At 71.4% G+C, this 25793-nt stretch carries 20 protein-coding genes, 1 tRNA gene and 1 pseudogene; 16 read left to right on the top strand and 6 right to left on the bottom strand.

Features of this window, described 5'->3' with window-relative positions; translation table 11 throughout:
• Positions 1-59: 59 nt before the first annotated feature.
• The 3 genes from ABZS58_RS15570 to ABZS58_RS15560 form a co-directional block, all read right to left on the bottom strand.
• Positions 60-1991, bottom strand: a complete 1932-nt coding sequence (locus ABZS58_RS15570) for a cell wall-binding repeat-containing protein (protein ID WP_354781772.1) — start codon at positions 1989-1991, stop codon at positions 60-62.
• A 614-nt stretch (positions 1992-2605) separates the two neighbouring features.
• Positions 2606-4228, bottom strand: coding sequence for a beta-1,3-glucanase family protein (locus ABZS58_RS15565; protein ID WP_354781770.1), 1623 nt, complete (start codon positions 4226-4228; stop codon positions 2606-2608).
• Positions 4229-4377: 149 nt separating this feature from the next.
• Positions 4378-5232 (bottom strand): flagellin, encoded by an 855-nt coding sequence (locus tag ABZS58_RS15560; RefSeq protein WP_354781768.1) that lies wholly within the window; start codon positions 5230-5232, stop codon positions 4378-4380.
• A 131-nt stretch (positions 5233-5363) separates the two neighbouring features.
• Here ABZS58_RS15560 and ABZS58_RS15555 point away from each other — a divergent pair, with 131 nt between their 5' ends.
• Positions 5364-6095 carry a DUF6086 family protein gene (locus ABZS58_RS15555; protein WP_354781766.1) on the top strand — a complete coding sequence of 244 codons (732 nt, stop codon included), beginning with the start codon at positions 5364-5366 and terminating at the stop codon, positions 6093-6095.
• Positions 6096-6168: 73 nt separating this feature from the next.
• Positions 6169-7290 carry an aromatic ring-hydroxylating dioxygenase subunit alpha gene (locus ABZS58_RS15550; protein WP_354781764.1) on the top strand — a complete coding sequence of 374 codons (1122 nt, stop codon included), beginning with the start codon at positions 6169-6171 and terminating at the stop codon, positions 7288-7290.
• Here ABZS58_RS15550 and ABZS58_RS15545 read toward each other — a convergent pair.
• Positions 7274-7783, bottom strand: coding sequence for an N-acetyltransferase (locus tag ABZS58_RS15545; RefSeq protein ID WP_354781762.1), 510 nt, complete (start codon positions 7781-7783; stop codon positions 7274-7276). The genes ABZS58_RS15550 and ABZS58_RS15545 overlap by 17 nt on opposite strands.
• 76 nt (positions 7784-7859) lie before the next feature.
• Here ABZS58_RS15545 and ABZS58_RS15540 point away from each other — a divergent pair, with 76 nt between their 5' ends.
• The 8 genes and pseudogenes from ABZS58_RS15540 (at position 7860) to ABZS58_RS15505 (ending at position 13587) form a co-directional block, all read left to right on the top strand.
• Positions 7860-8273 carry a helix-turn-helix domain-containing protein gene (locus ABZS58_RS15540; protein ID WP_354781760.1) on the top strand — a complete coding sequence of 138 codons (414 nt, stop codon included), beginning with the start codon at positions 7860-7862 and terminating at the stop codon, positions 8271-8273.
• A gap of 5 nt (positions 8274-8278) precedes the next feature.
• A complete protein-coding gene (locus ABZS58_RS15535) occupies positions 8279-8635 on the top strand; it encodes a hypothetical protein (RefSeq protein WP_354781758.1) in 357 nt (118 codons plus the stop codon).
• 1251 nt (positions 8636-9886) lie between these two features.
• Positions 9887-10264: a cyclic-phosphate processing receiver domain-containing protein gene (locus tag ABZS58_RS15530; protein ID WP_354781756.1), complete on the top strand. Its 378-nt coding sequence runs from the start codon at positions 9887-9889 to the stop codon at positions 10262-10264.
• 66 nt (positions 10265-10330) lie between these two features.
• Complete coding sequence (locus ABZS58_RS15525; protein ID WP_354781754.1) at positions 10331-10492, top strand: hypothetical protein; 162 nt, start codon at positions 10331-10333, stop codon at positions 10490-10492.
• A 28-nt stretch (positions 10493-10520) separates the two neighbouring features.
• Positions 10521-11630 carry a hypothetical protein gene (locus ABZS58_RS15520; RefSeq protein ID WP_354781752.1) on the top strand — a complete coding sequence of 370 codons (1110 nt, stop codon included), beginning with the start codon at positions 10521-10523 and terminating at the stop codon, positions 11628-11630.
• Between the two features lie 109 nt (positions 11631-11739).
• Positions 11740-11813: transfer RNA gene (locus tag ABZS58_RS15515), tRNA-Met, on the top strand.
• A 40-nt stretch (positions 11814-11853) separates the two neighbouring features.
• Positions 11854-12093, top strand: a pseudogene (locus tag ABZS58_RS15510) (hypothetical protein); the annotation flags it as partial.
• Between the two features lie 513 nt (positions 12094-12606).
• Positions 12607-13587: an ankyrin repeat domain-containing protein gene (locus ABZS58_RS15505; protein ID WP_354781870.1), complete on the top strand. Its 981-nt coding sequence runs from the start codon at positions 12607-12609 to the stop codon at positions 13585-13587.
• Here ABZS58_RS15505 and ABZS58_RS15500 read toward each other — a convergent pair.
• Together ABZS58_RS15500 and ABZS58_RS15495 are read right to left on the bottom strand one after the other, a co-directional pair.
• Entirely contained in the window at positions 13578-14216 is a 639-nt protein-coding gene (locus ABZS58_RS15500) for a response regulator transcription factor (RefSeq protein ID WP_354781750.1), read from the bottom strand. The two genes, ABZS58_RS15505 and ABZS58_RS15500, sit on opposite strands and share 10 nt — an antisense overlap.
• Complete coding sequence (locus tag ABZS58_RS15495; RefSeq protein WP_354781748.1) at positions 14204-15424, bottom strand: sensor domain-containing protein; 1221 nt, start codon at positions 15422-15424, stop codon at positions 14204-14206. Before ABZS58_RS15495 ends, ABZS58_RS15500 begins: the two co-directional genes overlap by 13 nt.
• A gap of 112 nt (positions 15425-15536) precedes the next feature.
• On the opposite strand from ABZS58_RS15495, the gene ABZS58_RS15490 reads away from it, so the two are divergent.
• The 6 genes from ABZS58_RS15490 to ABZS58_RS15465 all read left to right on the top strand — a co-directional run bounded on the left by ABZS58_RS15490 (position 15537) and on the right by ABZS58_RS15465 (position 25664).
• Positions 15537-16814, top strand: a complete 1278-nt coding sequence (locus ABZS58_RS15490; RefSeq protein ID WP_354781746.1) for a hypothetical protein — start codon at positions 15537-15539, stop codon at positions 16812-16814.
• Positions 16815-16925: 111 nt separating this feature from the next.
• Positions 16926-20342: a glycoside hydrolase family 2 TIM barrel-domain containing protein gene (locus ABZS58_RS15485; RefSeq protein ID WP_354781744.1), complete on the top strand. Its 3417-nt coding sequence runs from the start codon at positions 16926-16928 to the stop codon at positions 20340-20342.
• Between the two features lie 42 nt (positions 20343-20384).
• The gene (locus ABZS58_RS15480) at positions 20385-20948 is read left to right on the top strand and encodes a GNAT family protein (RefSeq protein ID WP_354781742.1); all 564 of its coding nucleotides are present in this window, start codon (positions 20385-20387) and stop codon (positions 20946-20948) included.
• Positions 20949-21210: 262 nt separating this feature from the next.
• Entirely contained in the window at positions 21211-21690 is a 480-nt protein-coding gene (locus tag ABZS58_RS15475; protein ID WP_354781740.1) for an ankyrin repeat domain-containing protein, read from the top strand.
• A 79-nt stretch (positions 21691-21769) separates the two neighbouring features.
• Positions 21770-23839 carry a cellulose binding domain-containing protein gene (locus tag ABZS58_RS15470; RefSeq protein WP_354781738.1) on the top strand — a complete coding sequence of 690 codons (2070 nt, stop codon included), beginning with the start codon at positions 21770-21772 and terminating at the stop codon, positions 23837-23839.
• Between the two features lie 223 nt (positions 23840-24062).
• Entirely contained in the window at positions 24063-25664 is a 1602-nt protein-coding gene (locus tag ABZS58_RS15465; RefSeq protein ID WP_354781736.1) for a prolyl oligopeptidase family serine peptidase, read from the top strand.
• The last annotated feature ends 129 nt before the right edge of the window (positions 25665-25793 follow it).

The raw sequence follows: 25793 nt of genomic DNA, 5'->3' as shown, positions 1-25793 counted from the left end.
CCCCGTGGGAAAACAGGCCCCGGCGGACATCCGCCGGGGCCTGTTCAGGTGAGCTGGAACTACTTGATGGTCTTCGGCTTGACCGTGGTCAGGCCGGGCACCTCGGTGGTCTTCGCGTCGACCGTCGCCTTGGGCGTGGCGGTCTGCGCGCGCAGCCCGCTCTTGGCCACCCCGGCCGAGAAGTCCACGAAGTCGTACTGACCCGCCACGCTGATCGGGTTGCCGATCTGCCCGGCGAGGCTGTCCGGAAGGGCGAGGTAGCCGCCGAGCATGACGCCGGCGGTGATGGAGCCCGAGCCCGCGTACAGGTAGTCCGCGACCGGGCCGTAGAGGCCGGTCGGGTCGGTGAGCAGCAGCGGACCGTAGGCCCCGCCGATCATCGCACCGCCGGTGAGGGCGTCCTGCCAGCCGCGGTTGGTCGACAGGGCCACGTTGACCGGCGCCGCGAAGAAGAACTCGGCCAGCTGGACCGCGGTGTCCTTCTCGTTGTTGCCGACCAGCGGGTAGTAGAGCCAGTCGTCGCCCCAGTTGTACAGCTGGTTGCGGTAGTACGCGTTGCCGAGTGCCGTGTTGCCCGGGCCACCGGCGGCGACGATGTCCGTGCCACCCTGCTCCGGGTAGGGGTTGAGGCTGTTGAGGTAGTTCGCCGACGCGGCCGGCATGTTGACACCGTCGGAGAGGACGATGACCGTTTCGCCGGTGGCGCCCGCGGCCGCACCGGCGGCGAGGGCGTCGTAGTAGTTCGCGCCGGTGGTGACGATCGCGACCTTCGGGTCCGACGTGATCTGCTTGTTGATCTCGACAGCGGTGTCGTAGTGCGTGTTGCCCCAGATCCGCTTGACGGTGTAGCCGAGGCCCTTGAGCTGGTTCTCGACGCCCACCGGCAGGGCGAGCGTGCCGCCCAGCAGGTAGATGTCGCCCGACGTGCCCAGGATCCGCTTGATCTCGGCGAGGACGCGCGGCTCGACCGTGTTGCCACGGGCGGTGATCAGCAGCGGCCCCTGCTTGTTGATGGCGAGCGCCGACCCGACCAGGGCGTCGAGGTAGGTGTCGCTGCGGGACAGCACGACCGCGTCGGCGGGGATCCGCCCGGTGTCGGTGCTGGTGTCGCCGTGGTCGAGGTAGTTCCACCGCGACGTCTGGATCGCCGTGTCGGTGCCGTCGGCACCCCAGACGCGCTGGACGACGTTGCGCCGCACACCCTGCGAACTGGGGGCGGTGCTGCTGGCCTTGACCGTCGAGGCCTGCTTGGTGGCGACGACGACCTTCTTCACCGCGCCGCCGGTGGAGTAGACCACGCTGGCGCCGTCGGCGGAGAACGCCGGGTCGGTGGCGCCGCCCTCGGTGGTCAGCTGGGTCTTGTTGCCGCCGGCGTTGTCGGCGATCCACAGGTTGCCGGCCGACACGTAGACGAACGTGGCGCCGCCCGGTGCGAAGTCCGGGCTGGTGGCCGCGTCGACCAGCTTGGTCGGGCTGGCGGGGCTGGCCGGGTTGTGCTTGTAGACCGCGCCGGACCGCTCGAAGATGACTTCGCTGGTGTCGGACACGGATGGGTTGACGTCGTAGTAGCTGCCGCCCGGGTTCTCACCCAGCGGCGTGACCCAGAAGCTGCCGTCGCTGGACGCGTAGAACAGCTGGCCGCTCCGGCTGAAGTACACGCGCTGGCCGTAGGCGCTCCACGACGGGTCGGTCGCGGTGCCTGCGGCGGGGTTGGTGAGCTGGACGTTGCGGCTGCCGTCGTAGCGGACCGTGTGGATGCTGCCGTCGGCCGAGGCGTACGCGTAGCGGCTGCCGTCCGGCGACCACGCGCCGTTGCCGACGACACCGGACGCGAGGATCGACTGGCCGGAGCCGTCCTGGTTGGCCACATAGGCCGTGGAGCCGACGTTGTAGGTGACCTTGCCGACCTCACCGGTGTGTGCTGCGTTGGCCGCCGTGGCGGTCGCGGCGACCGTCGCGAGGGTTACGCCGCCGACTGCGATTCGGCGCACGTAAGCACGAGACAAATTGATCCTCCCCGAAAAGGATTAGAACGGACCACCGCGATGGCCATGCTGCTCTCGCTGCCCGCGAGGCGCCGGGACGGGGTCCGACCGGGAGTTTAATCATAAATTGAGTTTCGTGTTGCCCCTGTTTTCCGGCCTCTGACTGAACGTCCGATGATCAAAATGGGCGATCGCGGAGGAGTCGGTCACGCCTCCGCTGAACGTCCGATGAACGCGCGGCGACATCGCGACAGGGCCGCCTCCGATCGTCCACGGTGAACGTCCTCCGGTTGGCACTGGCGCATGCGCGGAACGCGGCCTATTCTGGGATGCAGTAGACCGGCACCTTCCCCCGTGGGTGCCGGTCTCACTATTTCTCCGGACGGGCACCGACCAGCGCCGCGACGACCGCGAGCAGCCCGGTCCCCCCGATCACGGCACCCAGCGTGCCCCATGACACACGCACCGTCACCGATCCGGCGACCGTGAGCGGCGTCGTCGCCAGGGTGGTGCAGGCGAGCACGACCAGCCGGCCGGCCCGCCTCGACCTGACCGACTGAGGTCGCACGCGAAGGGCCGGGCCCTGGCGGGGACCCGGCCCTTCAGGCGTGGCCTGCGCGTCAGACGCGGTGCCACTTCTGGTTGGCGCCGCCCGTGCATTCCCACAGGTGCAGGACGGCGTCGTTGTTCGGGTTCCAGCCGGCGATGTCCACGCACTTGTTGGCCTGGGGGTTGACCAGGTCGCCGGCGGCGGACAGGACGAACTGCTGGGCGGGGTTGCCGCTGCAGGTGGCGATCTGGATGGCCGCGCCGTTGGCGGTGGAGCCCCAGGCGACGTCCATGCACTTGTTGTTCTCGGTGCGCAGGGTGCCGTTGACCCAGTTCCAGCGCTGGTTGGTGCCGCCGGTGCAGTTCCACACGATCAGGCGCTGGCCGTCGTTGAAGTTCCAGTTCGGCACGTCGATGCACTTGCCGTGCCAGTTGCTGGCGATGCCGGTGACGTTGCCGTTTCCGGTGGGCGGCGGCGTGGTGGTCGGCGGCGGGTTCGACCCTCCGACGAACGGGCTGAGCGTGATGCCGGCCGAGCGCGGGTCGCCGGAGTGCACCAGGGACTCCTGGTTCTGCACGTCGTCGAACGCGAACCCGTACGCCTTCCCGTCGGCCATGTTCGCGTGGATGATCCGCGAGTAGTGGTTGGTCAGCGAGCTCTTGTAGAAGTCCGCCGCCCCGCCGCCGGGCTGGGTGTCGATGGTGCCGAGCGTGCCGCGGTGCAGCGCCGCGCAGAGCGTGCGGGCGATCGGCCCGACGACCTGGTCGTTGGGTGCGCCGAGCGCGCCGTCGCAGCCCCAGACGTTGCTGGTGCTGGGCTTGTTGAACGACGCGACCTGCTGGCCGGAGCCGTTGGTGAAGGCCATGACGTTGCCGTTGGTGCGGCCGAAGTACTTGATGCCCGGCTGGTCGGTGAACGGCACCACCGTCAGCGTCTTGGACGTGTACGCGTTCCAGGCGTTGGTGATGTACGGGTCGAGGTACGTCGCGCTGAAGAGCCCGGCATCGGCGGCTTTGCCGGGAGCGAGAACGCGGAGGACCGTGCCGTCCGAGCGGGTGACGACCGTGTTGCCCCAGCCCGACTGGGCCTTGACCTGGTTGATCACGTTCTGCCGGCCGTTGGCGACGGGTGCGCCGGTCCGGGTCGTGACGCCATTGCTGCCCGTCACGGTGACCTCGTGCGGGACGGCGAACATGTCGACCTGCGAGCTGTTGAGCCACAGCCCGGCGTCGTTGTAGGTGAACTCGCTCCAGTCGAACAGGATGTCGTGGTTGGGGTCGCTGGCGGACCACGGCGCCGGCTGGACGAGCCCGTCGGGGGTGAGGAAGAACTTCAGCTTCTGGCCAAGGGACATGTAGACCCGGCCGGACATGTTCTTCGGCAGTTGGATGGTGGTGCTGCCGCCGTTGCCGGGTCCGCCGATCGCGACGTCCGGCGCCGGGGAGGGCGGGTTCTGGCCGGCCGGCCAGTTGGTGAAGGTGCCACCCGCGTTGGCGTAGCCGAGGCGGCCGGTGCTCAGGTTGACACCCAGCACATAGAGGTAGACCGCGTCGCCGCGGCCGGTGGTGTTCGTGACCGTGAAGGGCAGCAGGCTGGGCCCGACCGCCGACGCGTTCGGCATCGCGGCGATGCCCACGGGCACCGCCACGGCGAGCGCGGCGGCCGCACCGAGCAATTTTGTCCTGAGACGCACCGAGAGACTCCTTCGTGAGAGCGCTCTCAGCAGCCTTTGTTACCGATGGGGAACGTGTCAACGGAGATCGACAGAATCCACCGTTACTGAATACAAACTTAAGAAAGCGTTGAGCGGGGCCCAACGTAGGTCGGGCCCCGCCATCACGCCTAGCGCAGCAGGGACAGCACGTTCTGCGGCGCCTGGTTGGCCTGGGCCAGCATGCTGGTGCCGGCCTGGGTCAGGATCTGCGATCTGGTGAAGGAGACCATCTCCTGGGCCATGTCCGTGTCACGGATGCGCGACTCGGACGCGGACAGGTTCTCCACCGTGGTGTTGAGGTTGTTGATGGTGTGCTCGAAGCGGTTCTGGTACGCGCCGAGCGTCGCCCGAGCGGTCGAGACACCCTTGATCGCGGTGTCGATCGCGGTGATCGCGGCGGAGGCGCCGGCCACCAGATCGAGGCCCGCGGTGCCGAGGCCGGTCGAGTCGAAGCCGGTCACCGCGACGCTGCCGAAGGCGGCGGTGCCGAGGTTGACGGCGATCTGGTCCGCCGCCGCGGTGTTGGCGCCGACCTGGAAGGTGCCGGTGTAGGACGCCGAAGGGTCGAGCAGCTTCTGCCCGCCGAAGGACGTGGTGGTCGCGATCCGGTCCAGCTCGGCGTTGAGCTGGGTGAACTCGGTCTGTGCCGCCGTGCGGGCGTCGGTGTCCTGCGAACCGGTGGACGACGCCTGCACGGACAGGTCACGCATGCGCTGGAGGATCGAGTGGGTCTCGGTGAGCGCACCCTCAGCGGTCTGCACGACCGAGACGCCGTCCTGCGCGTTGCGCACCGCGACCTTCAGGCCGCCGATCTGCGAGCGCAGACCCTCACTGATGGACAGGCCGGCCGCGTCGTCCGCGGCGCGGTTGATCCGGTACCCCGAGGAGAGCCTCTCCAGCGACTTGCTCATCTGGCTGTCCGTCACCGACAGGTTCCGGTAGGCGTTCTGAGCGGCGATGTTGTTGTTGATACGAAGACCCATGGTGATTCCTCCTTGATGCGGGTCGTACTTACGGGCCGTCCGTGGCCCGCACGGGGATGTCATCGGCGCCACCGGCCCGGCCATGAGCCTTCGCCGGCACCTTTTTCCACCGAGGTGGCAAGGTCATGCGCATGGGCATGTTCGGGTACGTCGACGGGGTCTCCTTCTGGGAGCCGGGCAGGAGCACCGCGCGGATGTTCGCGGCGCAGGTGCGCGTCATGGAGGACCGGATCCAGCGCTCCAGCGGCATCCTCGGGCCCGAGAGCGACGAGCTGCACTTCGATCCGCTGAAGCTGCGGGAGTTCTTCGTGTTCCTGCTCAACGACTGGAACCGGCAGCATTCGCCGGCCGTGCGGGCCATGTCGCTCGGCACGATGCAGGTGCTCGCCGCGCTCGACCAGCACCTCAACGGGCCGCTGCGGGAGCTCGGCGGCAATCCCGAGATCCGCGACGGGATGCACGACGCGCTGCCGCCCGCCGGGCTGAAGCCGGTCACGTGGGGACCGCCGACCGCGCGGGACCTGCCGCCGTCGGTGCGCTTCGAGATCGCGGCGATCGTGTTGGATCTCGTGCGGGGCTGGTACCAGACGATCGACGCGCGGACCGACGGCCAGGGCTGGCAGGGTGACCGGCTGCGGGAGATGGTCGACGGCTATCCGGTGCCCCTGCTGCTGCCGCCGCACCGGATCCCGCCGGACCTGATGAGCACCGACGAGGGATATCGCCGGGTCAGCGTGATGTCGCTGTGGGACACCGTCTACGGCGTGTCGCGGCTACGGCTCGAGGTGGTGCACGACGGGCTCGGGCACCGGATCACCTGGCTCGGATTCGGCGATCCACCGAGCGTCCCACGCGATGTCTGAACATGACTCCAGTGACCGCTCGTCGAACGCGGTCCGGTCCGTCATGATGGCTTGCATGGTTGGCATGTCTGACATGTCCCGCGTGGAAGCCCCGCTGGACCGGGCCGCGGTCGAGGCCGCGCTGCTGCCGTTCGGGTCGTCGCGGATGCTGCCCGCCGCCGCGTACACGGACCCCGCGGTCCTGGCGTGGGAGCGGCGGCACCTGTTCGCCGCGTCGTGGACGTGCGTGGGACGGGTCTCCGAGCTGGGCGCGGACTGCACGCAGCGGGCCGTCACCGTCGGCGATGTCGGGGTCCTGCTGACGTTCAGCGGCGATGCCGTCCGCGCTTTCGCGAACGTGTGCCGGCACCGGGCGCACGAGCTGCTGCCCGACGGCGCTTCGAACGGGCGGCCGTCGGCGGTGTGCCCCTATCACGGCTGGGCGTTCCGCCTCGACGGCGCACTGGCCACGGCGCCCGGGATGGGTCCGCTCGATCCCGGCGAGCTCGGCCTCATCGAGCTGCCTGCCACAGTCTGGGAGGGATGGCTGTTCGTCAACGCAGGGGTCCCCGCCCAGCCCTTTTCCGCGTTCGTCGGCGACCTGGACCGTCTGCTCCGGCCGTACCAGATGGGCAGCCTCCAATTGGGTGCGCGCCATGAGTATCGGGTGGCCGCCAACTGGAAAGTCATGATCGACAACTACCACGAGTGCTACCACTGCCCGCTGATCCACCCGGAGCTGTGCAAGGTCTCGCCGCCGACGTCCGGCGACAACTGGTCCTTGCCCGGGGCGTGGGTCGGCGGCTCGATGGATCTGCGGCCGCACGCGACGACGATGTCGTTCGACGGCAGCGGACCCGGACATTTCATCCCCGACGCACCGCGCCGGACGGTGTTGTACGTGGGGCTGTTCCCCAACCTGCTGGTGTCCGCGCATCCGGACTACGTGATGACGCACCGGCTGACGCCGCTGGAGCCCGGCCTGACGTCGATCGAGTGCAGCTGGTTCTTCCCCGAGGGGTTCTCGGAGACGGCGTACGCGGTCGACTTCTGGGACCTGACGAACCGGCAGGACTGGGCCGCGTGCGAGTCCGTGCAGCGCGGCCTGTCCTCGCCCCATTTCATTCCCGGCCCCCTGTCGCCGAACGAGGACGCGGTCTACCAGTGGACGACACTCGTGGCCTCGGCCTATCTCGGCACTAGCCCAGCTGCTTGATCAGCGTTTCGAACGCCAGGTCGTCGCGGAGTGGCTTGCCGAAGCGCTCGTCGCCGTACGGGAACGGTGACAGCTCGCCGGTGCGTTTGAAGCCGCGCCGCTCGTACCAGGCGATGAGGTCCTCCCGCTGGACGATCACGGTCATCCGCAGCTCGCCGGCGCCCCACTCGTCCCGCGCCTTGCGCTCGGCTTCCTCGAGGACCTTGCGGCCGATGCTGTTGCCCTGCAGTTTCGGGTCGACGGCGAACATGCCGAAGTAGGCATACCCGTCGCGGCGCTCCAGCTGGCAGCACCCGACGACGCCGCCGTCCTGCTCCGCCACGATTGTCGTCCCGATCGCCGCCGTGACCATGTCCGGGTCGGCGCGCTGGCCCTCCAGCAGGTCCGCCTCGGTCGTCCACCCTTCACGGCTGCTGTCCCCGCGATAGGCGGCCTGCACCAGGCTGACCAGGGCCGGCACGTCATCGGGGTTCGCGTCTCGGAACGTCACCATGCCCCGCATTATGACCCCTTCCCGTTCAGGAACGTTCGTTCTTGACTGTTCGTTCCTTTACTCGTACCGTTGCCGTATGGGACGACCGAGAGGCTTCGACGAGCAGGCGGTGACCCGGGCGGCCGTGGCGCTGTTCTCCCGGCGGGCCTATGACGGGCTGTCCGTGGACGACCTGGTCAACGGCCTCGGCGTGCACCGCAACAGCCTGTACAAGACGTTCGGCAGCAAACGCGGCCTGTATCTGACCGCGCTGCGCTGGTATCTCGACCACGACCTCGCACCGCTGCTGACTTCCGGCGCTTCCCCCTTCCCCGACCCGGCGGCGCTCGACCTGCTGCTGCTGGCCGCCGTCGAGCAGGCCCCGTTCGACCCGGAGGTGGCTTCGCTGATCGGCGACGCGCTCGCTTCGCTGGACGCCGCCCTCGGCCCGGACGCCGCCACCGCACTGCTGGGCCTGCGCCTGCGGGCCCGCATCAACCTCAAGGAGTAGCAACCATGGCAACCGTCACCATCGACGGCGACACCCTCGTCGTGGAAATCGAAGGCATGGACAAGCTCTGGGCCCTCAAGAGCCGCCTGACCATCCCCCTGGACAAGGTCCGCGGCGCGACCGCCGACCCCGGCATGATCCACCAGCCGAAGGGCATCCGCGCCCCCGGCGCACACATCCCCAACGTCATCACCGCCGGCACCTTCCACCTCGCCGGCGAGAAGGTCTTCTGGGACGTCCGCGACCCGGCAAAGGCGATCGTCGTGGAGCTCGCCGACGCGCAGTACGCCCGCCTGGTCATCCAGGTCGAAGACCCCCGCACCACGGTCTCCCTGATCGAACACTCCGTCCGCCGGCCGTGACCGCCCGTCACGGCGCTGGACGTGGTGGTGTGCGACCTTGAGAATGGAGGCAGCGCCTACCGGGGGGAGGCGGCAGTCGTGCCACGACCTTACTTCTCTTTGTCAGCACCAGATTCGGCCTCGACTGAGCCTGTCGGCCCGGTCGATTGGAAGTCCCGCCTGGCCGCGCAGACTGTCGCGTTCGAGCGCCGGAGGGAGGAGCGGTCGCGGGTGCGGTCGGAGTTCGCCGCGGCCCGCGCGCACGGCCTGGCCGCCCGTCACGCCGCGAAGCTGACCCGGCTCCGCAACGCCCGGCTCTTGTCGACGACAGCCCAGCCTCCTACGCCTCGACCAACCGGCCCGCCTGGCTCCTCGGCCCCAACGGCGCCGGCAAGACCACCCTCGTCCGCCTCGACAGCGGCACCGCGACCGTCGCCGGGCACGATGTCGCCCGGCACCCCCTCTGCGAGCCGCCGGGAGACTCGGCCGACAGCCACAGCGACCACTCCGGCTCAACCGACGGTCACAGCCCTTCCGACCGCAACCCGTCCCGAGGTCCGGTCGGCGATCACTGCGACCACGACTCCGACTCAACCGACGGTCACAGCCCCTCCGACCACAGCCCGCCCCGAGGCCCAGCCGACAACCACGGCAACCACGACTCCGACTCAACCGACGGTCGCAACCCCTCCAACCACAACCCGGCCGGAAGCCCAGCCGACAACCACAGCAACTCCGACTCCGACTGTCGCGGCCCCTCCGGCCACAGCCCGCCCCGAGGCCCGGTCGGCGATCACCGCAGCCTCCACTGGGTGCGCCGAGCCGCGGCCGACGCTGTCTCGACGCGCCGTGCTGCCACGCCGACCCGCCCGCCACCCGGACCCGCACCGGCGATCGCGCGGTCCGCCGCCCTGCCAGCATCGCCACCTGACTTGTCCGGCCCCTGGACCTCCGCTCCAGCTGCCGCGCCCACATCACCGTTGTTCGCGCCCAGGTGAAGGCTGTTCGCGCCCCAGGTGAAGGCTGTCCGCGACCAGGCTGGTCCGTCTTCGCAACGCCCGGCTCGTCGTGTCGTCGACGGTCCGGGCTCCCGATCCTCAGCAAACCGGCAGGGCATTGTCCGTAGGGGGCACCTGGTGGCTCGGTCAGCGGTCGCTGCGACTCCGGTGCCGTTGGGAGATCGCCCGCTCGGCGGTCACGTTGCCACGCCGACCGGGAGGTCTGCCGCCTGGCTGCTCGGTCCCTGGACCCCGGAGGGTTAGGGTGCGGCAGGTGGGCACCGTCATTCTGGTCGATGATTTGCGGTCGTTCGCCGATGGGCGGGTCGCCGAGGTGGCGCGGAGCAGTGCGGCGGGGGTCGAGGCGTTGCGGCGGCTTCGGGGTGGCCGGATCGAAGCGTTGTGGCTGGATCATGACCTCGGCGGTGAGGACGCGATCTGGCCTGTGGTTGAGGTGCTGGAAGAGGCGGCGTTCGAGGGAGCGCCGTTCGACGTCGGCGTCGTTCTCATTCATTCCGCGAACCCGCCAGGGGCGGCCAAGATGCGGCAGGCCCTCCGCAGGTGGGGATATGCGGTGCGAGTCGTCACCGGGACGCCGGAGTTGGCGTACCTCGGCGAGATCCAGCAGGCCGATGGGCGGGAAGGCGGTTAGGGCGGTGGCTCAGGGGTAGTCGGCCGGCCGGTACATGACCGGACGACAAACTGCACGGGGCAACCGATGACGCTGAAGAAGACGCTGACCTACGCCGCCTGGGCGTTCATCATCTATTTCATAGCCTTCCGGCCGCAGCCCGCGGCGAACGTCGCCAAAGGGCTTCTGGGGCTGATCGGTGCGGTCGGCAAGGGGTTCGGGGACTTCTTCAGCAGCCTCGTCACCTGACGGAGGGCCGCTTGGATAGGGTCGGCGGATGGCGAACCGGTTGCGGCAGCGGCTCGTGGACGACTTCGCGGCCTGGGCGGGAGTGGACGACGCCGAAAAGGCGCGGGTCGGCGGGTTGTTGCGAGGGCGGGCCGATCCGACGCTGTGGCGCAGCGGGGACATCAACCAGCTGTTCATGCGGCAGGTCGCGGCGCGGGAGGAGGTTGAGCCCGGGCTGGCCGAGCACGGGCTCGACGACGTCCGCGGGTTCATCAGGTTCCTCGACGTCACGGACCAGATGCATCCGGGCAGTGCCCGGCCGGCCGCGTTGGTCAAGGAGCTGGACCGGCTCAGCGCGAAGTTCCCCGCGGCCATGACCGGCAAGCCCAGCAAAGCACCCGCACCGCCGGAGGAGCCGGCGCGGATCACCGCGGGGGACGAAAGTGCCCAGGTAGGGCAGAGCGCCCTGCTGCGGGACCTGGCCGCGCTGGCCGGCTGGGTCGGCGTGGAGGGCAGGCCGCGCGACGACCGCGGCGAGGTCCGCAAGGCCGACCGGCAAGGGCTGCGAAGCGCGCTCGGCCTCAGGGACGGGACCGACCCGGTGCTGACGGCGCTGTGGCTGGCGGCGGTCGAGTTCGACGTGATCAGGCTGCACCGGACCAGGGTGACCGCCGGGCCGGGCGCCGGCCTGGTCCGCGAGGTCCTGGCCGGCACGGCGCCGGAGCGGGAGGCCCTCGACCTGTGGATGGGCCTCGCCGACATGCTCATCCATCCCGTCACGCCGCTGCACTCGGAGAAGGGGGCCGAGCAGATCCGCGACTGGCTCGACCCTTGGACGCCGCTGTTCCTCGACCTGCTGAGTGAGCAGGACGGTCCCGCCGAGCTGGACGGGCTCATCGACCGGCTGCTGCGCGAGCAGGCCGGGCGTCTGCCGGTCGGGGATCCGCGGCTGTTCGCCGGGCTCGCCGCCACCTCGGTCCGCAACATCCTCGCCACCCTCGCCCGCCACGGCGCCGTCACCGTCGCCGGCTGCACGTCCGACCCGGCGCGCGAGGCCGAGGCCGCCGCGTGGGGCACCACCGTGTGGGCGATGTGGCCGGAATCCGGCACCACGATCGAGCTGACCGCGCTCGGCCGACACCTGGTCCGGCGCACGTAATCAAGCACCACGTAATCAAGCGCCGCTCCATCAAGCGCCGCTCCATCAAGCGCCGCTCCATCAAGCGCCGCTCCGAAACCGGACCGGCGCCGATACACTCGGCCGCGGCAGGGCCGTAGCGCAGAGGTTGTCGCGTCCGCCTCATAAGCGGGAAGGACGCCGGTTCGAATCCGGTCGGCACTGCCCTCGACGACATGGGGGCGCGGTGCGGGTGCCGGGGTGGATGATCGAGCTGGCCACCGCGCGGCGCGAGGCCGGCGACTGGCGCGGCGCCTGCGCGGCCGCCCGCGTCGACGTCGAGCTCGACCTGCGCGGCATCGCCCGCCTGCACGGCTCGGCGACCGCCGACGAGCTCGAGGACGACCTGCGCCACCTCGTGCCTGACCTGCTGCGGTGGTACGTGCCGCGGCGCCCCGCGGACGGTTTGCTGCGCACGGGACTGCGGCTGCCGCTGGCGCTGTTCCCCGACGCGCACGCGCTGGTCGTCCGGCCACCGGACCGCCTCGACCGGCCGCAGCGGATCGCCCTGCGGTTCGAGCGCCTCGGCGTCAGTGCGACGGGCAAGCGCGACGACTCGCTGCTGCTGGTCCGCGATCGCTGGGATTCCAGGTGTACGAACGAGCTCCTGACCCGCTGCGGCGGCACCGACCGGCTGCCGTTCTTCGAAGCCGACGGCACGCGCAAGGAAGGCGCGGAGACACGGACCGAGCGGGCCGTCCGGCTGGACGAGGACGGAAGGCACGCCGAGTCGTGGGCGGAGGCCGGGTTCGACCTCGAGGTGCTGCTGTTCGACCCGGGCTGGAGCCGGGAGCGGATAGACCCGGCGGCGTTCACCGATGGCGGCGAACGGGAAAGGCACGACGTCGTCGAGCGGTCGCTCGCCTGGCTGCGGCCGGTCCACACGGCCCTCGCCGGCGCCGCCCGGCGCGTCGTCGCGCACATCGGGGACCTGCGCCGCGCCGCGCCGGTGGAGCGGATGGTGGACGAGACCAGATGGACCGGCGGGACCAGGATCACGGTCCAGGTGCCGGGGCCGCGGGCCGAGCCGATGCCGCTGCACGTCGACGAGCGGGCCGGGCTCGTGCGGATCGACGTGCGCGGGCGCTGCATCGTGCTGGACCGGCTCGACACGCCGCGGCCGCGGGCCAGGCTGGTGGTGGGTGTGCCGTACGGCAAGGTCGACGACGCCAGGCGGCGGGCCGAGATCGCCGAGTTCGGCCTCGAACTGGACCGGGTGCCGAGGATGCCGCACGCGCTGGCCCGCCGGCCGGAGGAGCTCACCGCCCTGATCCGTGGCGACGCCGGCCCGGACGAGCTGCATCCGCTGGTTCACGGCACGCTGTTCCCCGCCAGTACCACACCCGAAGCGAAACCGGTGAACGTGCGGGACCGGGTGAGGGTCCACTGCGGCGAGCGGATCCACGAGGTGCTCCTGCGCGACGGGGCCATCCACATCCAGGACGCGCCCGCCGAGATCCAGCGGGAGCGCGCGATCAGGGCCTTCGGCGCGCCGCTGCGCGGTTGTGTCGCCGCGGTCGACGGCTGGCGGGACCACACGGTGCGGATGCCGGCCCAGATGCGGGGCCTGCGCCGCGAGCTGATGCTGCTCGTCCAGCACGGCGACGGCCCGGCGGTGACCGCCGCCCTGGACGCCGGGATCGATCCGCACGTCCGCGACGAGCGGGGCCGCACCCTGCTGCACCTGCTGCCGCGGCTCTTCGAGGCGGACCTCCTCGTGCGGCTGCTGGACGCCGGCCTCGACGTGCACGCCCGCGACGACGACGGCGAGACGCCCCTGCACGCGGCCGTCGATTTCGGCTCCCCCGCCCTGGTGCGTGGGCTGCTCGCCGCGGGCGCCGACCCGCAGGCCCGCTCGGAGCGCCCCTATCCGCGGGTCGCCATCTGGACCGGCCGCACCGACCTGGAGTTCCTGCGGGCGCTGAACCACTACCGGTGATCGAGGTACGACAGGACGGCGAGGACACGGCGATGGTGGTCGCCTGACGGCGGCAGGCCGAGCTTCGCGAAGAGCGAGTTGATGAGGTTGTTGACGGACTTCTCGGCGATGACGAGGCGCCCGGCGATCGCCGCGTTGGAGTGCCCCTCGGCCATGAGCCGCAGCACCTCACCCTCCCGCGCGGTGAGGTTGTCGAGCGTGTCAGGCCGGTGGATCAGCTGCGCGACGACCTCCGGGTCCATGACCGTGCCGCCGGCCGCGACCCGCCGCACGGCGTCGACGAACTCGCGCACCTCGCCGATCCGGTCCTTGAGCAGGTAGCCGACGGCGCCGGCCCGGTCGGCGAGGAGATCCCTCGCATAGAGGCGTTCGACGTACTGCGACAGCACGAGCACCGGCAGGCCGGGCACCGCGCGCCGGGCGGCGACGGCGGCGCGCAGACCCTCGTCGGTGAAGGTCGGCGGCAGCCGCACATCGACGACGGCGACGTCCGGCCGGGCCTCGACGAGCCGCTCGGCGAGCCCGCCGCCGTCGGCCGCCGTGACGGTAACGTCGAAGCCGTACGCGGTCAGCATCCTGGTCAGGCCGTCGCGGAGCAGCACCTGGTCCTCGACGATCAGGACGCGCACGGCAGCTCCATCTCCAGCAGCGTCGGTCCACCGGCCGGGCTGACGACGCGGAGGCTGCCGTCGAACGCGGACAACCGCCGCTGGATGCCGAGCAGGCCGGTGCCGTGGGACGGGTCGGCGCCGCCGCGACCGTCGTCGTGCACCGTGATGCGGACCGTGTCGCCGGCGTCGACGAGCGCGATACGGACCCGCTTCGCCCCGCTGTGCCTGATGGCGTTGCTGAGCGCCTCGGCCGTGGCGAAGTACGCGGCCGCCTCGACGGGCGCGGCCAGCCTCCGCTCCAGCCGCAGGTCGAGCTCGACGGTCATCGCGCTGCCCAGCACGAGCGCGTGCACGGCGGCGGCCAGGCCGCGGTCGGCGAGCACCGGCGGGTGGATGCCGCGGACCAGGCCGCGCAGCTCGGCCAGGGCGGCACCGGCGCCGGTCCGCGCCTCGGTCAGCAGCGCCTTCGCCACCGCGGGGTCGTCGTCGATGACGTCCTCCGCGACCCCGAGGTGCATGGCGAGGACGACCAGCCGCGCCTGTGCGCCGTCGTGCAGGTCGCGTTCGATGCGGCGCAGCTCGGCGGCGGACGCGTCGACCGCCGCGGCGCGGGTGGTGCTCAGCGTGTCGACCCGTGCCGCGAGGCGGGCCGCGGCCGTCGGCCGCAGCAGCGCCGCCGCCAGCCATGTCTGCGCCCTGATCAGGTGGCGTTGCAGATGGTATGCGACGACGGCCACGCCGAGCCCTACGGGCACCAGGATCCAGGTCAGTGGCCCGGACCGGCCGGTCCATTCGAGCACCGCCGGGTCGAAGCCGGTCGGCTCGGGCAGCAGCGCCTTCAGCGCCGGTGCCGTCATGCACTGCACGGCACCGAGCCACAGCGTGACCGGCACGATCAGGCCGGCGAGGCCGACCACGAACTGGCCCGGCAGCCACAGCAGGTCACGCCACGTGGCGGGGTCGCGGACCACCGTGCGCAGCCGTCCGACCGGTCCGCCGGTCAGCGGCCGGTACGGCGACGCGACAGCGACCCGGCGCCGTTGGACACCGGCCACCGCGCGGGACCCCCACACCGCGACCGCGAACAGGGCGACCCCGAGGCCGGCGGCCAGGCTTGCCGGCACCGACGCCGCGAACAGCGCCAGGAGCACCGGGGCCGGCAGGGCGACGGCGGCGCCCTCCGCGAGCCAGCGCAGCTCACCCAAACGATCACGAATGCGCTTCATGACGACGACGGTAGGCCGGGGCCCGGAGCGCCCGACAGGGTGCGGACACCTGCATGCGTCGAGGTGCGGCTGCCCTGGGCCGGGACGCCCCGCGGCGGACAGCCTGAGCGGCATGCGACGGATCATCACGGCACTGCTCATCGCGGCGGCGGTCACCGCCGGCCTGCCGGCCGCCCCAGCGCTCGCGGCCCCTTCCGGCTTCACCGCCACGGAGGTCACGTTCACCGGCAACGGCGGCGTCACCCTGCACGGCACCGTCCTCGCCCCGGCCCCTGCCCCGGCCGCCGGACCCGCGCCCATGCGGCTGCCCGGCATCGTCATGTTGGAGGGGGCGGGCAACCGGGGGCGAGGCTACCTGCGGGGGGAGGCAGAGGCGTACGCCCGGCACGGCGTCGCGACGCTCACCTACGACAAGCGCACCGACGGGTACTCGATGCTGCACCGCGACTTCTCGGTGCTCGCCGACGACGCGCTCGCCGGCCTCCGGCTGCTGCGGGACCGGCCGGACGTCGACCCGTCCCGGCTGGGGCTGTGGGGGCTGCCGGAAGGGGCGTGGGTCGCGCCGATCGCCGCGAACCGCTCGGCCGACGTCGCGTTCCTCATCACCGTCGGCGCGGTCGGCACCAACCCGGTGGATCAGACGGCGTGGGCGTACGGGCAGTACCTGCGGCACGCCGGCGTCCGCGGGTACCTGCCGCGGCTGATGCAGACCAGCGTGGTGCGGGCGACGATCGACTTCGGGCTCTTCGCCGAGGCGGGCTTCGACCCGGTGCCCGAGTGGGAGCGGGTGCGGCAGCCGGTCCTGGCGCAGTGGGGTGAGCTGGACCGCGACGCCGTGCCGCTGCGCAGCAGCCGTCTGATCGGCGACGCGCTCGACCGTGGCGGCAACGCGCGGCACACCGTGCGGGTGGTCGCCGGCACCAACCACAACCTGCACCGCACGGCGGACGACGGCTTCGACCGTCTCCCGGCGCTGCCGGACGACTACGCGGACTTCGAGACCGCCTGGATCGCCGACCCTTCGATGACCGCGCCCGCTGTCGCGCTGCGGCCGTCGTCGCTCGTCGACTCGGCGCCCGGCTGGGGCGACACCACCTGGGTGCGGCTCGGCGTGCTGCTGCTCCTGGTGGGCACGCTCGTCCGGTGCCGGGTCCGGTGGCTGCTGGTGCTCGCGCCGGTCACGATCGCCGGCACGCTCGTCTTCATGTTCTTCCTGCTCGCCACCGCGGGCAAGGTCGTCGGGCCCGTGCTGCTGGGCCGGCCCCCGGCCTGGCTCGCGCTGCAGTTGCTCGCCGTCGCGGTGGTTGCCGGCTTCGCCTGGCGCCGACGCTGGCTGCCCGGCGCGCTCTTCCTGGTCTGGGCCATCCAGTGGGGACTGTTGATTCCCTGACGGTTGACGGGTTGCGGAGGGTGCATTACCTTCTCGTCTACTGCAAGCCTCTTCCCGAATCGGATCCGCCCGTAGCCGATTCCGGGAGTCATCTCCCATCCGGAGGCCCGTGTGTCCACGCATCGTCGCGACGTCCTGAAGCTCATCGGTGCCGGCACGGCCGGCGCACTCCTGCCCTTGTCTCTCGGCACTCCGGCGCACGCGGCCGGGTCGGTCGTGGTCCCGCTCGACGGGGCGTGGCGCTTCGCGACCGACCCGGGCAACACCGGCGAGGCGGCCGGCTGGGCCACGCCCGGCTTCAACGACGCCGGCTGGGCGACGCTGCAGATCCCCGGCAACTGGGACGTCCACGACGCCTGGGCCGGCTACCGCGGCTGGGGCTGGCACCGGCGCACCGTCGCGGCACCCGCGATCACCGCGGGGCAGGTCGTCCGGCTGCGGTTCGAGGCCGTCTACTACCGGGCCAGGGTCTGGTTCAACGGCGTCTACCTCGGCGAGCACTCCGGTGGCTACACGCCGTTCGAGTTCGACGTGACCAGCCGTCTCGCCGCCACGAACACGATCGTCGTGGCGGCCAGCAACACGTATTCGATCGGCGCCTGGTGGCCGTGGGGCGGGATCAGCAGGTCGGTGTCGCTGACCGTCGACGCGCCCGTGCGGATCGAGCGGCAGCACGTCATCGCCACCCCGGACCTGACCAGCGGCACCGGCACCGTGGTCAACTGGGTGACGCTGTCCAACGCGGGCGCCACCGCCAGGACCGTGACCGTGCGTAGCACGTTCCCTTGGGGCGCGCCCTCGACGACGGTCACCGTCCCGGCCCGCGGGACCGTGGAGGCCCGCCTGGACAGCGGTGTCTCCGCAGGCGGGTATGCGTTGTGGGGGTTGGACAGGCCCACCCTGTACACCTGCGAAACCACCGTCGTCGAGGGCTCGGCGGTGCTGCACGGCAAGACCGACCGCTTCGGATTCCGCAAGGTCGAGGTGCGCGGCACGGCGATCCACCTCAACGGCGAGCCGATCCGGGCGAGCGGCTACAACCGGGTCGGCGACGACCGGGTCGCCGGCGCGACCGAGCCGACCTATCTGGTGCGGCGCGACCTCGACCGGATGAAGGCCGCGGGCGCCGGGCTGATGCGCATCCACCACGTGCCGCAGACGCCTGAGCTGCTCGACTACGCCGACGAGATCGGCATGCTCCTCATCGAGGAGATCCCCGTCTGGGGGACCGGCGCCAATCTCGACCCCGCCAACGAGGTCACCCGGGCAGAGCTGCGCGACATGATCCGCCGCGACTACAACCACCCGTCGATCGTCGCCTGGTCGGTGGCCAACGAGATCCGCGGCACCAGCGCCGAGGGCCTGACGTTCGTCCGCGAGATGATCGCCTACATCAAGTCCTCGCTGGACAGCACCCGCCTGTGCACCTACGTGAGCAACACCTACGCCGGGGCGTCCACGCCGACCGGGGAAGCGCTGCAGTACACCGACTTCGCGTGCCTCAACATGTACGGCGGCTTCGCCGGCAACGTCGACCACGTGCACGGCCTCTACCCGGACAAGCCGATCTTCGTGTCGGAGTACAGCGCCGACAGCTTCACGTTCCCCACCAGCCGCGAGGACGTCGACTTCCGCACCGCCAGCGACGCGTCCGCTTTTCTGAGCCGGCCGTGGGTGGTGGGCAGCTCGCTGTGGACCTTCAACGACTACCGCAGCAGCTTCGGCGGCACGTCCCCCGACCAGGTGCGCGGCTGGGGCATCCAGAACGTGTGGGGCCAGCGCAAACGTGCGTATGCGCAGCTGCAGACCACGAACAGCCCTGTTTCGGGGCTCGCTGTCACCACGTCGGGCGGGCTGAGCCTGCTTTCGTTGTCCGCCGGCACTTCCCGGATCCTTCGTGGGCACCGGCTCGCATGGCAGGTCACGGACGCTTCGGGGGCGGTGCTCGACGGGCGGATCGTGCCGCTGCCCGACATCGCGCCCGGCTCCGGCACGGTGCAGCGCGCGGTCCGGTGGACCGATCCCGGCACCGCCGTGCGGCAGCGGCTGTCGCTGCTCGCGCCCTCCGGTCACGAGGTCGCGGTGTCCACATCGGACCTGCGGGCGCCGGCCGCGCCGGTGATCCGGTCGGTCGTCGCCGCGGACGGCGCCGTGCGCGTGGTCTTCGACCGGGTCGCCGACGCCGACGGGTTCCGGGTGCTCACCTCGACGGGCGTCACCAGCGCCGACACGATCAACGGGTTCGCTGACGTGACCGGGCTGGCCAACGGGGTCGCGGTGCAGGTGCGGGTGGTGGCCTTCAACGGCTTCGGGGTGTCCGCCGCCTCCGCGCCGTCATCGGTGACCCCTTCGGGGACGCTCGCCCTGCCGCCCCGGATTCAGGACGTGGTGCCGGTCTCCGGCGGGCTGGTGCTCGGCTTCATCGTCGCGCCGGGCGCGACCGACCATCAGGTCGAGGTGCTCGACGGCCCGTCGTTCACCACGTCGTTGAAGGGCTCGGTCCGGATCGTGACCACCGGGACCTCGGTGCGGATCAAGGGCTCGAACACGGTGTGGAGCTCGTTCGCGGCTCCGGCCGGTGGGTTCGCCGTGCAGGGCGTGCTCGCCGCCGACGACCGGCTCGCGGTGCGGATCGCCCCTGACCCGTTCGCGGAGCGCTACGAGGTGACCGCCACCGGCGGCGGACGCACCGTGGTCCGGGTCGTGGAGTCCTCGGCCGTCGAGCTGCTGACCGTTACCGGGCTCGTCGCCGACGCCACGCATCAGGTCAGCGTGCGGTGCGGCACCGCCACCGGCTGGTCGGCCCCTGTCGTCGTGTCCGCCCGCACCACCGTCGTGCTGCCTACCGGCGCACCGGCCACGCCGACCGGTCTGAGCAGCTCCACCAGCGGGGGCGTGACCACGCTGGTGTGGTCCGCGGTTCCCGGCGCCGCCGGGTATCTCGTCTCGGCCTCCGACTGCGGCAGCGCGGCCACGTCCGTTGTCGTCACTGGCACCACGCTCGTGCTCGGCGCGCAGGGCAGCGTCGCCGGCGTCGCCTACCGGGTCACCGCCGTCGGCGAGGGCGGCACCAGCGCGGCGTCGCCGGGATACGTCGTGCCCGGCACACCCGGACCCCGGCAGGTCACCGTCACGCCACTGGACACCGCTGTCGACTGCGCCGGAGCTGTGCGGTTCCGCGAGACCGGCACCTGGCTGGCGAGCAGTCTCGCCGGCGTGGACGGCACCCCGAGCCGCTACAGCAACACCGCCGGCTCCACCGCCACCTGGGCCCCGACCCTGCGCGCCGCCGCGACCTACCGGGTCGAGATCTGGGTCCCGCCGAACGCGAACAGCGCCACGGCGGCGTCATACCAGGTCACCCACGCCGGCGGCACGGCGTCCTTCACCGTGGACCAGGTCGCGGTCGGCGGCACCTGGCACACCCTCGGCACGTGGTCCTTCGCCCAGGGCACCGCCGGCAAGGTCGTCCTGACCGCCGGCACGACCTTCGCCCGGGCCAACGCGGTCCGCTTCACACCCGCGTGAAAATGCCCGACGCTCGTTTCGCCGCGATGCCAGGATGACCCGATGCGGTACACCATCAGACCGGTTGTCGAAGCGGACTGGCCCTTGGCGAAGGAGCTGCGGCTCGCGGCCCTGCAGGACCCCGTCGCGCCGATAGCGTTCCTGGAGACCTACGACCAGGTCGCTTCGCAGCCCGACGAATTCTGGCAGGGCCGCACCGCGACCGCCGCCGAGGGCAGCACCGTCCGCCAGTTCATCGGCGCTTCCCCTTCCGGCCGCTGGCTCGGCACCGTCACCGTCCTCGTCGAGCCGCCCGGCTTCGAGGACTACTTCGGTTTCGTGGTGCCGACCGCCCAGACCCACCTCGTCGGCGTCTACGTCCGCCCGGAGGCCCGCGGCACCGGCCTGGCCGCCGCCCTGTTCGACGCGGCGCTCACCTGGTCGTGGTCCCTCCCGGCCCCTTCCCCACAACTCGCCCGCCTCTACGTCCACACCGCCAACACCCGCGCCCAGGCCATGTACAAGAAGGCCGGCTTCACCCCCACCGGCGCCACCGTCGAAGCCCCCACCGGCACCGAATACGAATACGCCATCTCGAGGGCGGACGCGGCCGTCGGTGCTCCCTGAAGCGACTGTCCGAGCGGCAGGCGCTTCAGGCGCCGTGTCGAGTAGCCTGGTGGTGGCGTGGCAGGGCGCCGGCGGTCCGCGCGGAGGGCGTAGCCCACCTGAGCAACGATTCGCGGCGCCGGTGTTGTCCCTCCTTTCCGGCCTGAGCTTGCGGGCGCCAGGCATCCGGACAAGGAGGCCATCGTGCCGATCCGCCGTCTTCCCGACCGGCCCAGCGTCGAGCATCTGCGAAACCAGGCCAGAGCGCTGCAGCGGGGCGAGGGTGCCGACCCTGCTGCGGCACGGCGCCGATCCGGACGGCGTCGGCACCGCGCACCCCGTTTTCGAGGGACTCAGTGCGCGGCAGTTGTCCACCATGTACGGCTATGCGGACCTGCCGCAGAGCGACGACCCGGTGCTGCGGTTCCTGGGCGAGTGCATGCGAGGCGGGCCCGTCGGCGACCCCGCGCTGGCCGAAACGGCGATCAGAAGGCGCCCGCACCACCTCGTCGCGGCCGCGAGCGACGGCCGGACGGCGGCGGTGCGGCTCATGGCGGACCTGGGGTTCCCGCTCAAGGGCACCGACGCGCTGCACGAGGCGGCGCACAACGGGCACCTCGAAACGGTGCGGGCGCTGATCGAGCTCGGCGCGGATCCGGACCGCCGCGAGCCGCGGTTCCATGCCACGCCGCGCGGCTGGGCGGAGCACAACGGCAAGCGGGACGTGGCCGAATACCTGGCGACCGTGGAACGTTCTCGATAGCCGCGTGGTCGGGACGCGACAACTGTCGAAGCGCTTGACATGTCCCGGGGGCGACAACAGCATGGGAGCGCTTCCATCCATGCTCTCCGATTGGACCGCCATGCAGATCGGAATTCGTCGCGGCGCCGTGGCCGTCGCGGCGTTGCTGCTCACGACAGGACTCCCCGCGGTAGCGGCCGCGGATCCGGCACCCACCACCGTCACCGTGAACGCCCGGGCGGGCCTCGCGACAGTCCCGGACACCGCGCTGGGCGTCAACGACGCGATCTGGGACGCCGAGCTCGGCACCACCGCGGTGTCCGACCTGCTCGGCGCCGCCGGTGCGCAGATGCTGCGGTACCCGGGCGGCTCGTACGCCGACATCTACCACTGGCGCGACCACACCGCGCCCGGCGGCTACGTGGCCCCGAACACCGACTTCGACACGTTCATGGGCTCGGTGCGCCGGATCAACGCCCAGCCGATGATCATCGCGAACTACGGCACCGGTACCGCCGAGGAAGCCGCGGACTGGGTCCGCTACGCCAACGTGACCAAGGGCTACGGGGCCAAGTACTGGACGATCGGCAACGAGAACTACGGCAACGGCCACTACGGCACCGCGTGGGAGGCCGACAACCACGCCGACAAGAGCCCGCGCGCCTACGCCGAGGGCGTGGTCGCGTTCGCCGCCGCGATGAAGGCGGTCGACCCCACCATCAAGATCGGCGCGGTCCTCACCACGCCCGGCAACTGGCCCGACGGCCTGGTCGGCTCCGGCGACGCCGGCACGTGGAACCAGGTCGTGCTGTCCGTGGCCGGCCCGGCCATCGATTTCGTCGATCTGCACTGGTACCCGGGTGGCGGCTCCGCCGCGGAGGCCCTGACGAAGACGAACCAGATCGACGACATCATGTACCTGACGCGCCAGCAGATCGCCCGGCACGCGGGTGCCGGAGCGAGCCGCATCAAGGTCAGTTTCACCGAGCTGAACGTCGGCGTCGGCCAGAACACCCAGCCCGGCGCGCTCTTCCTCGCCGACGCGTACAGCAGCCTCCTGGACAACGGGGTCTTCACCGTCCAGTGGTGGAACGTGCACAACGGCATCGGCACCGTCTCCACCGTGGCCGGGCAGACCGACTACGGCGACTTCGGCATGCTGTCCAGCGGCGGCTGCCAGACCGGTGGCACCGTCTGCGAGCCGCCGCTGAACACGCCGTTCGCGCCGTACCACGCGTTGAGCGTCATGAAGTCCTTCATCAAGCCGGGCGACCAGCTCGTCCGCGCCGCTACGGGCGACCCTCTGGTCGCCGCGCACGCCGCCCGCCGCCCGAACGGTGACCTGGCCGTCCTGCTCATCAACAAGGACCCGGACAACGCCCGGCCGGTGGCACTCCGGTATTCCGGCTACTCGCCCGCCACGGGTGCGCCTTCGGTGACCACGTTCACGAACGGTGCCGCCGCTCCTGTCAGCACCGCGGGTGGCACCTCGGCCGCGCAGACCCTGCCCCCGTATTCCTTGACGCTGCTGGTGCTGCACCCGACGGCCCCTGTGACCGGTGCTCCTCCGGCGCCCGGACAGCCCACGACGACGGCTGTCGGCGCGACCACGGCGACCATCGCGTGGCCGGCCGCACCGACCGGCGCCGGCGCCAAATACGAGGTGTACCGCCAGAACGGCGCCATCAGCGAGCAGCTCGGCGAGACGCCGGGGACGTCGCTGCAGGTGTCCAACCTGAACCCCGGCACCCGCTACACCGTCAACGTCATCACCCGCGACACCGCCGGCAAGGTCTCCTGGTCCTCGCCCCCGCTGACCTTCACCACGACGAGCCCCGCGACGAGCACCTGCACCATCCGCTTCACCGACGTCAACGACTGGGGCAACGGCTACGTCGGCAACATCGACATCACCAACACCGGCCCCAGCCCCATCAACGGCTGGACCCTCACCTTCACCTGGCCCACCCCCTGGCAGACCGTCTCCGGCAACTGGAACGGCAACTGGACCCAGACCGGCCGCGACGTGAGGATCACCAACATCGAGACCAACGGCACCCTCGCCGCCTCCGGCGGCGCCACCAGCACCGGCTTCGTCGGCGCCTACAACGGCCCCAACGTCCTGCCCTCGGCATTCCGCCTCAACGGCACCGTCTGCACGGTCGCCTGACCCCGGTCCGACCCGTTCCGCCGACCCGGGCAGGCGTCTCTGCCCGGGTCGGCGCGCCTGATCCGCCACGATCCGCAACGCACGGGCCGCCGGGCCCTCAAAAGCAGGTCCAGCCGCACGCCGAGCAGCCGGACCGGACGGTCCAGAGCGAACCTGGACAGCACCGCGTGTGCCGTGCAACACCCACCAGCTCACCCCACCAACGGTAATGGAGAATCGGGGCGTGTCTGGCCCTGATCTCGGTTCGCTGCGCGGCGACGGTGGTGCGCTGCACTGGTTGGACGGCGGGCGGTTGATGCGCCAGGACGCCGGCGACGTGACGCCGGAAGGGGTCCGGGTCGGGGGCGGCGTCCACACGTACGGTGGCGGCGACCATCTCGTCACCGCGGCTGCCGTCTGGTGTGCGACCCCGCAGGGCCTGTTCCGCGGCGGGACGCTTGTCGCCGAGGGAGCGTTCGGCGACCTGGTCCTCGGCGACGGTGAGCTGCTCGCGGTCCGGGAGGACGGGTCCGGCGACGCGCTCGTCGCGGTCCCGCTGGACGGCGGCGACGTCCGGGTGCTGGCGGAGGCGGCCGGGTTCTTCGGCGCGCCCCGACCCACAGACGGCATGCTGGCCTGGACGTGGTGGAGCGCGCGGGACATGCCGTGGGACGGGTGCGAGATGTGGGTCGCCGCGTACGAGCCGGGCGGGCAGATCGGTGACCCGATGCGGGTGGCGGGCGGCCCGGACGAGTCGGCGCTCGAGCCGCGCTGGGGTCCCGACGGGATGCTGTACTTCATGTCCGACCGGACCGGCTGGTGGAACCTGTACCGCCACGACGGCACGGCCATCGCCCCGCTCGAAGCGGACTGCGCGGCGCCGCCGTGGGAGCTGGGACAGTCGTCGTACTGCTTCCTCGACGACGGCCGCATCGCCATGATCGCCCGGGAGGGCCCGGCGCACCGGCTCGTGATCGCCGACGGTTCGGGGGCCGTCTCGCCTGTGCCGGTGCCGTACACCTCGATCAAGCCGTGCCTGACGGCGTGGGGCTCCTCGGTGGCGCTGATCGGATCGTCCCCGACGCTCGCCCAGCAGGTCGCGATCGTGCCTTCGCCTTCGCCTTCGCCTTCCGGTGGTCTTCCCGAGCGTCTCGACGTGTCGGTCGACGGCGATCGGCAGGTGGTCGCGCTGGTGTACCCGCCGGCCGGGGCCACCTCGGAGTGGTCCGCACCGCTCATCGTGCGTGCCCATCCCGGCCCGGCCGCGTCGGTGGAGCTCTTCACCAGCCACGGCTTCGCGGTCGCGGACGTTGACTCCACGGGCAGCGCAGGCTACGGCCGCGCGTTCCGGCAGGCGTTGTACGGCCGATGGGGCGTCCTCGACGTCGCCGATTGCCGTGCGGTGGCCGAACACCTGATCGCGGCGGGTCGCGCGGTGCCGGGCCAGGTGTTCGTCCGGGGCGCGGGCACCGGCGGCTACACGGCGCTCCAGGCGGTGTCCTCGGACGGGCCGTTCGCGGCAGCGACCGCGGTGTCGCCCGTCGTCGACCCCGAGCGGTGGGCCTCGACGGCGCCGCGCTTCCACCGCCCGTACGCCGTCCGCTTGGGCGGCGCCCCGGTCACCGCCGCCGCCATCCGCACCCCGGTCCTGCTGATCCACGGCGCCGACGACCCCGTGACATCGCCGGCCGGCACGGCGGCCCTGGCGGACGATCTGCGTTCGCGGGGCGCCCCGCACGAGCTGCTCCTCCTCGCCGGCACCGGTCACGACGTCCCTGCGTCCGACGAAGCACTGGAAGCCGAACTCCGCCTGTATCAGAGTTTCGAAGTCCCCGGGATTGCTTGACACCTCCGGCGTCACCCGCGCCATTGACGGACAGGTTCGCGATTGCGAAGCGATCCGGCCATGTGTGCTCGCGGCCCTGGACCTCGCTCATGATGCCCGCTTTCCGCCTGCGGGAAAGTGTCGTACCTG

This window comes from Dactylosporangium sp. NPDC005555 (assembly GCF_040605635.1).
In the GTDB taxonomy this organism is placed as follows: Bacteria; Actinomycetota; Actinomycetes; order Mycobacteriales; family Micromonosporaceae; genus Dactylosporangium.
The sequence above is the reverse complement of the archived record's forward strand: the minus strand, read 5'-3'. Positions and strand labels throughout refer to the sequence as shown.

What these genes read in the sequence shown, in the direction of transcription:
- ABZS58_RS15490 (WP_354781746.1), top strand. Translation starts at nt 15,537, where the DNA reads ATGCGACGGATCATCACGGCACTGCTCATCGCGGCGGCGGTCACCGCC.
- ABZS58_RS15540 (WP_354781760.1), top strand. Translation starts at nt 7,860, where the DNA reads ATGGGACGACCGAGAGGCTTCGACGAGCAGGCGGTGACCCGGGCGGCC.
- ABZS58_RS15545 (WP_354781762.1), bottom strand. Translation starts at nt 7,783, where the DNA reads ATGGTGACGTTCCGAGACGCGAACCCCGATGACGTGCCGGCCCTGGTC.
- ABZS58_RS15495 (WP_354781748.1), bottom strand. Translation starts at nt 15,424, where the DNA reads ATGAAGCGCATTCGTGATCGTTTGGGTGAGCTGCGCTGGCTCGCGGAG.
- ABZS58_RS15550 (WP_354781764.1), top strand. Translation starts at nt 6,169, where the DNA reads ATGTCCCGCGTGGAAGCCCCGCTGGACCGGGCCGCGGTCGAGGCCGCG.
- ABZS58_RS15480 (WP_354781742.1), top strand. Translation starts at nt 20,385, where the DNA reads ATGCGGTACACCATCAGACCGGTTGTCGAAGCGGACTGGCCCTTGGCG.
- ABZS58_RS15555 (WP_354781766.1), top strand. Translation starts at nt 5,364, where the DNA reads ATGGGCATGTTCGGGTACGTCGACGGGGTCTCCTTCTGGGAGCCGGGC.
- ABZS58_RS15520 (WP_354781752.1), top strand. Translation starts at nt 10,521, where the DNA reads ATGGCGAACCGGTTGCGGCAGCGGCTCGTGGACGACTTCGCGGCCTGG.
- ABZS58_RS15470 (WP_354781738.1), top strand. Translation starts at nt 21,770, where the DNA reads ATGCTCTCCGATTGGACCGCCATGCAGATCGGAATTCGTCGCGGCGCC.
- ABZS58_RS15505 (WP_354781870.1), top strand. Translation starts at nt 12,607, where the DNA reads ATGGTGGACGAGACCAGATGGACCGGCGGGACCAGGATCACGGTCCAG.
- ABZS58_RS15525 (WP_354781754.1), top strand. Translation starts at nt 10,331, where the DNA reads ATGACGCTGAAGAAGACGCTGACCTACGCCGCCTGGGCGTTCATCATC.
- ABZS58_RS15560 (WP_354781768.1), bottom strand. Translation starts at nt 5,232, where the DNA reads ATGGGTCTTCGTATCAACAACAACATCGCCGCTCAGAACGCCTACCGG.
- ABZS58_RS15535 (WP_354781758.1), top strand. Translation starts at nt 8,279, where the DNA reads ATGGCAACCGTCACCATCGACGGCGACACCCTCGTCGTGGAAATCGAA.